The sequence below is a fragment of the Halorubrum tropicale genome (assembly GCF_001280455.1).
Classification (GTDB): Archaea; Halobacteriota; Halobacteria; order Halobacteriales; family Haloferacaceae; genus Halorubrum; species Halorubrum tropicale.
Window position 1 is genome coordinate 1 of record NZ_LIST01000017.1, and the last position, 9,182, is coordinate 9,182.

15 protein-coding genes are annotated in these 9,182 nt (G+C 68.1%); all 15 read left to right on the forward strand.

What is annotated here, in order from left to right:
• Positions 1-145 precede the first annotated feature (145 nt).
• Positions 146-547: a hypothetical protein gene (locus AMR74_RS16895; RefSeq protein ID WP_053773228.1), complete on the forward strand. Its 402-nt coding sequence runs from the start codon at positions 146-148 to the stop codon at positions 545-547.
• On the forward strand, positions 540-1,736 hold the full coding sequence (locus AMR74_RS16900; RefSeq protein ID WP_053773229.1) for a tyrosine-type recombinase/integrase: 1,197 nt from the start codon (positions 540-542) through the stop codon (positions 1,734-1,736). The genes AMR74_RS16895 and AMR74_RS16900 overlap by 8 nt, the downstream gene beginning before the upstream one ends.
• Positions 1,733-2,080 carry a hypothetical protein gene (locus AMR74_RS16905; RefSeq protein WP_053773230.1) on the forward strand — a complete coding sequence of 116 codons (348 nt, stop codon included), beginning with the start codon at positions 1,733-1,735 and terminating at the stop codon, positions 2,078-2,080. The genes AMR74_RS16900 and AMR74_RS16905 overlap by 4 nt, the downstream gene beginning before the upstream one ends.
• A 16-nt stretch (positions 2,081-2,096) precedes the next feature.
• The gene (locus AMR74_RS16910; protein ID WP_167551952.1) at positions 2,097-2,699 is read left to right on the forward strand and encodes a zinc ribbon domain-containing protein; all 603 of its coding nucleotides are present in this window, start codon (positions 2,097-2,099) and stop codon (positions 2,697-2,699) included.
• Positions 2,700-2,900: 201 nt separating this feature from the next.
• On the forward strand, positions 2,901-3,677 hold the full coding sequence (locus AMR74_RS16915) for a hypothetical protein (protein ID WP_053773232.1): 777 nt from the start codon (positions 2,901-2,903) through the stop codon (positions 3,675-3,677).
• A gap of 86 nt (positions 3,678-3,763) precedes the next feature.
• Entirely contained in the window at positions 3,764-4,546 is a 783-nt protein-coding gene (locus AMR74_RS16920; RefSeq protein WP_053773233.1) for a hypothetical protein, read from the forward strand.
• A 405-nt stretch (positions 4,547-4,951) separates the two neighbouring features.
• On the forward strand, positions 4,952-5,278 hold the full coding sequence (locus AMR74_RS16925) for a hypothetical protein (protein WP_053773234.1): 327 nt from the start codon (positions 4,952-4,954) through the stop codon (positions 5,276-5,278).
• On the forward strand, positions 5,268-5,525 hold the full coding sequence (locus AMR74_RS16930; protein WP_240471242.1) for a hypothetical protein: 258 nt from the start codon (positions 5,268-5,270) through the stop codon (positions 5,523-5,525). Before AMR74_RS16925 ends, AMR74_RS16930 begins: the two co-directional genes overlap by 11 nt.
• Positions 5,526-5,724: 199 nt before the next feature.
• A complete protein-coding gene (locus tag AMR74_RS16935; RefSeq protein WP_053773235.1) occupies positions 5,725-6,078 on the forward strand; it encodes a MarR family transcriptional regulator in 354 nt (117 codons plus the stop codon).
• A gap of 688 nt (positions 6,079-6,766) precedes the next feature.
• Positions 6,767-7,138 (forward strand): hypothetical protein, encoded by a 372-nt coding sequence (locus AMR74_RS16940; protein WP_053773236.1) that lies wholly within the window; start codon positions 6,767-6,769, stop codon positions 7,136-7,138.
• A 169-nt stretch (positions 7,139-7,307) separates the two neighbouring features.
• Positions 7,308-7,586, forward strand: a complete 279-nt coding sequence (locus tag AMR74_RS16945; RefSeq protein ID WP_053773237.1) for a hypothetical protein — start codon at positions 7,308-7,310, stop codon at positions 7,584-7,586.
• 3 nt (positions 7,587-7,589) lie between these two features.
• Positions 7,590-8,120: a hypothetical protein gene (locus AMR74_RS16950; protein ID WP_053773238.1), complete on the forward strand. Its 531-nt coding sequence runs from the start codon at positions 7,590-7,592 to the stop codon at positions 8,118-8,120.
• Between the two features lie 3 nt (positions 8,121-8,123).
• Positions 8,124-8,324 (forward strand): hypothetical protein, encoded by a 201-nt coding sequence (locus AMR74_RS16955; protein ID WP_053773239.1) that lies wholly within the window; start codon positions 8,124-8,126, stop codon positions 8,322-8,324.
• Between the two features lie 3 nt (positions 8,325-8,327).
• Complete coding sequence (locus AMR74_RS16960) at positions 8,328-8,762, forward strand: hypothetical protein (protein WP_053773240.1); 435 nt, start codon at positions 8,328-8,330, stop codon at positions 8,760-8,762.
• 1 nt (position 8,763) lies between these two features.
• Positions 8,764-9,182: hypothetical protein (locus tag AMR74_RS16965; RefSeq protein WP_139043062.1), on the forward strand; the 419-nt coding region annotated here is incomplete at its 3' end.

The following is a 9,182-nucleotide window of genomic DNA, read 5'->3' on the forward strand; positions in this document are numbered from 1 at the left end:
GTCCGAGACGACGACCTGATCGAACTCGACCACACGCTACCGGTCGGGGGTAACAGCGACGTCGGAGACGGTGTTCCAGAATCGGTCGAGGAATCGCTCGCAGCCAGCGGGTACACGCTAACCGGCGACGCCGGCGGGGGGCGAGATGAGTGAACTCCAGTACTGCGAGATCTGTGGCGACGAGAAGCCGGCTCATCTGGTAGATCGTACGACGGTGAAGCCGATCGACCCGCTGGAGGCCGACATCTGCGAGAGCTGCCAGCACGTCCACAACCACCGGCTCGACGAGGACGTCTGTATGAAGTGCGGCTCCGAGATGGACGGCGCGGGGTTCTACCTCGAACTCGAGCACCCACTCGGCGCCGAAGACCTCCAGGCGAATCGGTGTGGAGGTCTCTGTGGCGACTGCGCTGGCTGGATCGGGACCGAGATCACCTTCAAAGCGATCGAGGCCGACGAGGCCGCGCTCCAGGAGCTCGTCCGACTCCTCGACAAGCACCACGACGCACAGACTACTGACCAGCCTGATTCTGAGGAAGATGACTGAGAGAGACGACGCCATCAACACGATCCGTGAGCAGCTCGAGAACGGCACCCGCGGCGGGAGTGACGCCGACCGAAAGGTGCTGCTAGACTTCAGCGACGAGCTGTTCCTCGTCCCCAGCGAGGTGGGCGGTCACCGGCACGAGAAGCTCCTCCGGCACAACGTCCGGATGGCTGAGGAAGCCGGCGGACTGGCTGCCGCCCTCGAGGAGCGTGAGGCCGCCGAGGAGATCGTCCGCTGGATTCACCAGACGTACGACAACCCCGAGACCAACAAGGACTACCGAGTCGCCCTGAAGCAGGTAGGGCGCCGTGTCAGCGAGGAGAACGGCGACGAGCCGCCGGCGTCGATGGAGTGGATCCCGTCGGGGACATCGAACACCCACGATCCGACGCCGGACCCCTCGGACATGCTCCGATGGCAAGCGGACATCCTGCCGATGATCGACCAGACGACCAACTATCGCGACGCCGCGGTGATCGCCGTCGGCTGGGACGCCGGCCTTCGCTCTGGTGAGCTCCGGTCGCTCACTCTCGGGGACGTCACCGACCACAAGCACGGCTATCAGGTCACCGTCCAGGGGAAGCAGGGCCAGCGGTCGGTCGTCCTCGTTCCCAGCGTTCCGTTCCTCCAGCGCTGGCTCGGCGAGCACCCGGGCGACAGCCGGGACGACCCGCTCTGGAGTCATCTCGATCGTCCTGATGACCTGTCGTACCAGGCGTTACGCTACGGCATCCGAGAGGCGGCACGCGATGCTGGCGTCGAGAAGCCGGTCAGCTTCACGAACCTCCGGAAGTCCTCAGCGTCTCACCTCGCCCGGCGTGGGATGAGTCAGGCCCACCTCGAGGACCATCACGGCTGGGTCCGTGGGAGCGACATCGCGTCACGGTACATCGCGACGTTCGCGGACGACACGAACCGTGAGGTCGCCCGGCTCCACGGTGTCGACATCGAAGAGGAGGATGAACCCGAGGCCACGGCGCCGGTCGAGTGCCCGCGGTGTCACCAGTCGACGCCGCGAGAGAAGTCTCAGTGTATCCACTGCCAGCAAGCGCTCACGAAGGCCGCGGCGATGGAGAATCGGGAGACGTGTAAGTGGTGCGGTGAGCCGATCGAAGGCTACCCGGAACACCTCCCGGACTGCTCAGTAGTGGACGTCGGCGGTGGCGGTGGCCGAGGTGAGGCACCGTGACGCCCGAAACGTCGACCGAGGAGGAGAACGAGGCAGGCTGGGAGGCGGGAGGCCGGCGGATGCTACAGAGCAGAGCCGGCATGCTTCGCTCCCAGATCACCGACGCGTTCTACGACGTCGAGGAGGCCGCCCGATCCGGCGAGGAGATCACCGAGGAGGAGGTTCGGGAGCTGCGGTCCGCCCTCAATCAAGCCCGGATTCACGTCGAAGAGGAGCTCGCGCCCATCGCCGGCGTCGAGTCTTTCGGTGGCCCACTTCCAATGTTCCCGAACCGAGCGCTGCGGGAGATGTTGGGCGAGACGCTTAGAGACAGCGAAGAAGACGACGGAGGCGACGATGAGTAGCCAAACAAGGAACTCGGTGACTACGCGCCCCGGCAGCGTCACCTCGGTCGGTGTCGACCTCGGTGTGAAGCGGCTCTTGGTCGCGGCGCCGAACAGTGCCGGTCCGGACGTCAAGGGAGGCCTGGTGGCCGGCGGCGAGGTAGAGCGCGGGCTCTACAACGCGCTCAGCGACACTCTCGATCGACTCGACGACCGACCCGAGGACACGCACGAGGCCGAGCAGCTCGCGATCGAGCAGTGTCGGGCCATGCTCAACCAGCAGTTTGCCCTGGCGGCCGCGTCTCTCGTCGAGTACGCCGAGCAACAGGACGCTGACATCGTCGTCCTCGAGGACCTCACGTTCACCAGTGGGACGCTCACCGAGTGTGCCCGTGGGGCGACGGAGGCAGCGGAGTGGGTCCTCCCCGCGTTCCGCGAGAAAGCCGAGTCCGTCCTCAGGGCGAGGGGCTTCCAGGTCGAGCGCGTCACCGCCGAGAAGACGACTCAGGAGTGTCACGTCTGTGGACAGCTCGCGCAGGTCGGAAAGGCGACCATCCGCTGCGAGACCGAGCACTGCCCGGTCAGTCGCGTCTGCCGGGACCACAGCGCCGCCGTGAGCATCGCGAAGCGAGTCTTCTGAGCGCGGCGCTCTCGGCCTTTTCAGCCCTCTCACGAAACAACCTCATGAAGAGGAGCGCGCGGCTGCCCGAGGCCGCTGAGCGTCGACGTCGAGGAACAACCCCATGGGCAACGTCCTGCGCCGAATCGCAGGACAGCACCGAGATGTCCGTATTCGACCCCTAACGATTTAGTGATCACAGCGGCCACTTCATGGACAGGGATGCCCCAGACTGTCGGGAAGAGCCTCCAGCTGGACGTCGGTGAGCTCACGGACGCCGCCGACGGCAGCCCCAGCGGGACGGCGTCGTGGGAGACCGACGACGAGACCGTCGCGACGATCGGCTGGCGGTACTTCTCCGGTCGCGACGGTTTCTTGCTGCGCTACACGACCGGCGGTGGACAGCTCCGGGAGCCGACTGACGTCTCTGACTTTGTCGGGCTCGAGTACACGCCAGCCAACTTCGGCGGCGAGCGGCCCTGGTTCACCTGCCCCGGCTGCCGAACACGCCGAGGAAAGCTCTACAAGCCACCACACCGCGACCGGTTCCGCTGTCGCGAGTGTCACGACCTCCTCTACGAGTCGCAGACCTACACCTCCAAGCTCGCGGAGCCGTTCGACGAGGCCGACCGGGCGAAAGAGCGCGTCCAGCAGGAGGGCCTGACAGAGGACGCGCTCCGCGATTTCTACGAGGCGCAGAAGAAGGCGGCGGAGGTGACGAACGATCGGATCGCAGACTCCGACTACAGCGAACACGTCGACGACGTCGAGATGCCGGAGCCGTTCGAAGAGTGGGCGCGGCAGCTGTTCGAGGACATCGAGCAGCGCCTCCTCGGGCACTACTTCGTCCACGGGCAGTGCGAGGCGACGGCGAAGTCAACCAGCGCACGGTGCCGCCAGCCGGCGACAGGCGAGCACGGAAAGTGCTACTACCACGGCGGCGCGGATGGCGCTGGCGCTCCCCAGGGCAACCAGAACGCCACCACCGACGCCGGCTGACACCCGTCCCGAGCGCCGAGCAGGGAAACATCACCTTCCGATTTGCCACGGTATTTATGTAAAATCCGACCACAAGAGCAGCCTGTATGGGAGGCTTCGGCTCCGGTCGCGACCGCTACGCGGACACGGCGACGGTCGTTGAATCGCTCTCGGTCGACGTCGCCGACCTGAAGGAGTATCTCGAGTTCGGCGAGACCACGCTCACCTGGCGCTGGGGCGACGCCGACGACCCGCGAGCACGGATCAAGCTCGCGACCACCGGTGAGGCCGTCGTCGACGACGTCGACGCCGACGAGTCGACCGCCGCCGATCGCCTCCAGGAGCACGGCGCCGGCGCACCTGCCCGGTGGGTCGAGTTCGTGTACACGGCGACGCCCGCCGGCGCGACCGAGTCGGTCGACGTCGAGGACAAGGTGCGCGTGGCCTACACGGCGCCGCCGATGGGCGGGCTGCGACCGTGGTTCAAGTGCCCCGGCTGCGGCGAGCGTCGCGAAGCGCTCCACCTGCCGCCGTGGGACGACCGGCCGGGCGAGTCGGCGCTCCGGTTCCGCTGTCGCGAGTGTCACGAGCTCGGTTACGAGACCTCGCGCGCCTCGGGGACGAAGATGAAGGAGGCGGAGGTGCGGTACAGGCGAGCGTTCGCCCGTGCCGACGCCGAGGGACGACGGCCACACCCGAACCAGACACCCCACACCCCGGAGCGGCCGAGCGGGCGCCACGAGTCGACGCACGCCGAGCTCGTCGAGGACGTCGAGCAGGCCCGCGCCGAGTGGAGCGCGTCGTACCACCGCGGGCTCGCACGCTACTCCCCAGGCGACGAGCACGAGGAGTTCGCCGAGGCGGACGCCGAGCAGTTCCTGGAGTCGTGACCGCCGCCGCTCTCGACTGACCGGTTTTCCCGCGGCGTCGCGCGCGTGAGCGCCGGGCATCGACACCGAACACGATCAGTTCTCGGCGTCGCCCAACGCGCGCGCGAGGCGGCGGACCTCATGGCGGACGGCGACCCCATGGCAGATCGTCTGGTGGTTGTTCAACGAGGTCGCGACCATTTTTTTCAGGTTCGCGCGGGTGCGCGCGGGAGCAGCCGGCGCCGGGGGCGTCCGACGCGGAGGGCATGAAGACCGGAGGGCATGAAGCCCCGCCTGAGGCGACCGCCAGGAAGGGCCGCTCAACCATTTTTCGGACAGGCCACACGCGCGCGAGTGCTGGCTCAGATGCCGATCACTTCCGCCGCCTGCGTCGGGACTAAGTGCGACACCTACCGACAGGCGCCTATGTCCACCGCAGCCCCCAGCGCGGAGGCGATCGCGAATCGGCTCGGCCTGGAAGCGAGCCGGCTCCAGCAGTTCGTCGAGTTCCATCCCGGCCCCGGTGTGGACGACGTCGCCCGACTCGGCGACGTGGCACCCGCCGAGCTCGACGCCGGCGACCGCCGGGACATCGCTCGGTGGATCGACGACGTCCGCGAGAAGCCCGATCCCGAGGAGGTGCCCGGCGCGAGGGTGCGGTTCGACGGCGACGAGATGGGCTACGGGAACGACGTCTGGTTTGACCACCACCCCGAAGTGGAGCGCGAACCGGTGACGCGCGATGGTGACTGACGACGGGCGCGACGACGATCTCGACACCGGCGTTCCGGATAGCGACCCGCGGCACATCGACCCGGCCGGCGACCTCGCCGACGCGGTCGAGGCCGGCGACCTGGAGCTGGAACTCGACGACGAGCAAGACGTCGACGAGCTACGCGAGTTCCTGGAGCGAGCCGAGGCCGGCGAGTTCGACGCGGACCCGAGCCTCGAGGCCACCGTCCGCATCGTCCGGTCGCTGCTCAACGACGTCGAGGAGTAGGCGGCGAGCGTCACCAGCCAGCCGATCGAGGAAACAACACAACCCCATGGACGCCCCAGCGCCGATCTCACAAACAACACACCTCATGGAGGACCGGCTGGTGTTGGTTAAGACGTGGGGAAGTGTTGGTTAACCACGACCGCGGTTAACTTCCAGCCCGCCCCGAAGACTCTCCCGTCCGTTGTCCCTAACCCGTCTCATGTCAGCGAACACCGGCTCGGACGGTGAGGCGGGGGCGGTCTCGGCGACGGGGAACGGTCACCCCTACAGCGTGGCCGACCTCGTCGAGGACCTCCGCGACCAGCTCGGTGAACTCCCGGCGACGGCGTCGATCGTCTACCTCGTTCTCCGCCAGTCGAAGACCGCGATGTCGTCGAGGGAGATCGCCGACGTCACCCTCCGAAGCAGGTCCTCGATCCACCGCGCCGCCAAGCGCCTCCATGAGGTCGGTCTCATCGAGCGGCGCGCGTCTCCTGATCAGGGTCGGTCGCAGTACGTGTGGCGCCCACTCCCCGTCGACGACGTCGCCGACCGACTCGACACCGACAGCTGATCCGCTGCGCCAGCCGGCGCCGCTCTTCCCGTGAGCGCGTCGGCGGCCCCCGGCGACGATCTCTTCGAAGACGTCGACCGCGTTCGGTGAGCCGCGCGTTCGGCGGCCGCGGCGTTCGCCGGCGAGCCGCGTTCGGGAGCGCCGGCGTTCGGCGGGCGATTCCATCGGCGCCGCTGTATGAACACGCACTCGCGAACCGTCGTAGGTGGCGAGGGGTGTGTAGGGGTGAGGGTCGTTCCACCGCTATATGTAAGGACTCCGAGGAGTGGTTACCCTGTCGGGGGTATGTCGACCCCCGGGGATGACCGCAGTAGGCGCGCTCTATCCTCCGGCATCACCAGCGTTCGGGGGGTGTCGTCGGGGGCCCCTGCCCCCTCCCCCCGGGAGAGCCAGAATCGGAGCGCTCTCTGTGGGGGAGGGGGTCGCGCGCGCGTGTTTACTCAGAATCGAGGCCGATCCCGAAGCGAGAGACGCTGTACCTCCTGAGAACTGCGTCGACCCCCGGGGGTCGACACCCCCCCGACACAGGGTAACCACCTCTCGGGAACCTGATACTACTCCGCGCCGGATCCGCCGCTGGGGTGTACACCCCACCCACCCCTCCCCACCGTGCGCGGAGTCTCCGAAAGCCTTAATACGCTATCCCTACAATGTAGGGATAGAGGCGGAGAACGCCTCAGTGAATCCCATGGCATCTGCGGAGAACGCGGCTACGGCGGTTGAACCGGCTGGAAACACGGACCTCAACGACCGCGAGGTCCGCGCGCTGACCGAAGTGATGACCGCGCTCGACGAGATCGGCGACGTGCGCGGCGCCGACGACATGTACCTCGTCGTTTCCCATAGCGGCAAGGAGTACACCGTCGACGGGCGTTCGGGGGCTTGTACCTGCCCGGACGCGGAGTACAACCTCGGTCCTGACGAGCTTTGTAAGCACGCTGAGAGAGTCGCCTTCGCGACGGGCGAGAAGCCGATCCCGGCGTGGGTCGACCCGGCTGATGTCGACGAGCAGCTTGGCGACCACGTCGACGGCCACCCGCGCTTCGGCGGCGCGCAGTAGGCCGCCGGCGCGGTCGCTCGAACCGTTCGGATCACCGGCTGCCACGAGGCAGATCCGCCGGTTGCTACGAGGCAAAAGCGACCGACGGCGGCCGGTCTCCGAAAGACTTATTACGTTATCCCTACAATGTAGGGATGGGGACGGAGGGAATCCCGTCCCGGTGAATCCCATGGCAATTCGGACTGACGCGGCGTCTTCGGACGCCACCGACGGGCGCGAGAGCGCAGAGCTGTACAGTACGCGAACGGAGCGCGAGACGGAGGCCGTCGACGGCGGCGTCCTCGTGTGGGCGGTCGAGTACGAGCGCCGGCGCTGCGGCTGGGAGCAGACCACCCGGACGCTGACGGCGCTGAAGGCCAACGACTACGACGCCGTTCGGTCGGAGCTGATCCGCCGCGGCCTCCCCATCGGCGCGCTCCACAACGAGACGGTCGAGGAGGTGGCCTGAGCGATGTCCGACGATCACACCCTCACGCTGACGGTGCGCGGGACCGCCCGCTTCGAGACGGCGACCGAGGCCGACGGCCTCGGCACGATCACCGCGACGGAGACGCGCGAGGTGACGGCGGACCTCGACGTTGACGGCGATCGGCTCCACAGCAGCGACCTCGCGACCACCCACCGCTCCGGGGCGACCATCTCGACGAGCGACGTGGCCGAGATCGTCGCCGGCGAGCTCGACGCCGCCGCGGTCGACGTCGACGGCTGGGAGGTCACGCTTTCGGCCTCGCTCGACGACTGGCAGAAGACCGTGCTGGAGGCCGCCGAGAAGCGGCGGCAGTTCGAGAGCGACCAAGTCGACACCGCGCTCGACGTGCTGCTGTCGCTCCACGAGCGCCACGCGAAGACGGACCGTCCGATCTACGCGGCGCTCAACATCGACGAGACGTACGGCGCCGGCCGTCGCGAGGAGCTCCTCGGTCGGCTCGTCGACGAGGGCCCGGACGCCGAGGCGACGGCCGAGGCTGAGGAGGTGGCCTGAGCGATGACGCGACAGCAGGTGACGTACACGGCTGACGGACTGGACGGGGCCGTTCACCACGCGGTCGGCGAGCGCGAGGCGTGGGACGTCGACGTCGCCCGGGAGGTCGCCGCCGAGGACCTCGCCGAGCGCGGCGCCGGCGTCGGCGCTGCGGAGGTCGACGTGCTGGACATCCGCGACCCCGACGTGAAGGAGGTGGCCTGAGCGATGAGCCGCCGTTCCGTTTCGTCGGCGAAGAAGCAGGACGACTTCGCGACGCGCTTCGCGGAGGACTTCGAGACCGACGCGCTGGCCGATCGGATCGCCGACGACCTCGGCGCCGACGACCAACTCGCGCGGCTCTGCGACGCCGCGGCCTCGGCGAGCGCCGCCGGCGAGCTTCGGGCGAGCTACCACGGCGAGGACGCCGACCACGTCGAGGATGTCAAGGAGGCGTGGGGGATCCTCTCCCACGTCGCCCGACAGCGGGCGCTGGAAGTAGTCGCCGAGGCGTGCGCCCGGACCATCGACGAGGGTGACGAGTGGGTCGAGGCCGGTCATCGCGACGCCGACAGCGTTCGCGAGGCCAAGTTCGAGGCCCGCACGTGGCTCCAGTACCACACGAACGAGGCGGCTCGCGTCGGCGTTCTGGAGGTGCTCTGAGATGGTGACGTTCGACCGCCGCGACCAGTTCGAGGACAGCGACTCCAACCTCGACACGGTCGCCGCTGAGGCGCACCGACTCCACGAGAGCGAGGCGTTCCGCGAAGACGTCCTCGACGCGCTCGGTCCGGTGTTCAAGCAGCACCTCGACTGCGAGGCCGTCGACGCCGAGGCGGAGGAGGTCCTCCGCGAGTGGTTCCGCAAGGACGGCGCCGGCGGGCTGTTCCAGATCCGGAACCAGATCGTCTCGAACCATCACGCCGACCTCGCGGAGGGTGACATCATCCGGATGGTCAGCGCTCGCGACGGCGAGACCGTCATCCCGTACGTCGTCCGCGCGGTCGACCCAGAGGACACGGGCGTGAGTGTGGTCCGCGTCGACCCCGACGACGGCACCCGGCGCATCTCCGACCTCAGCAC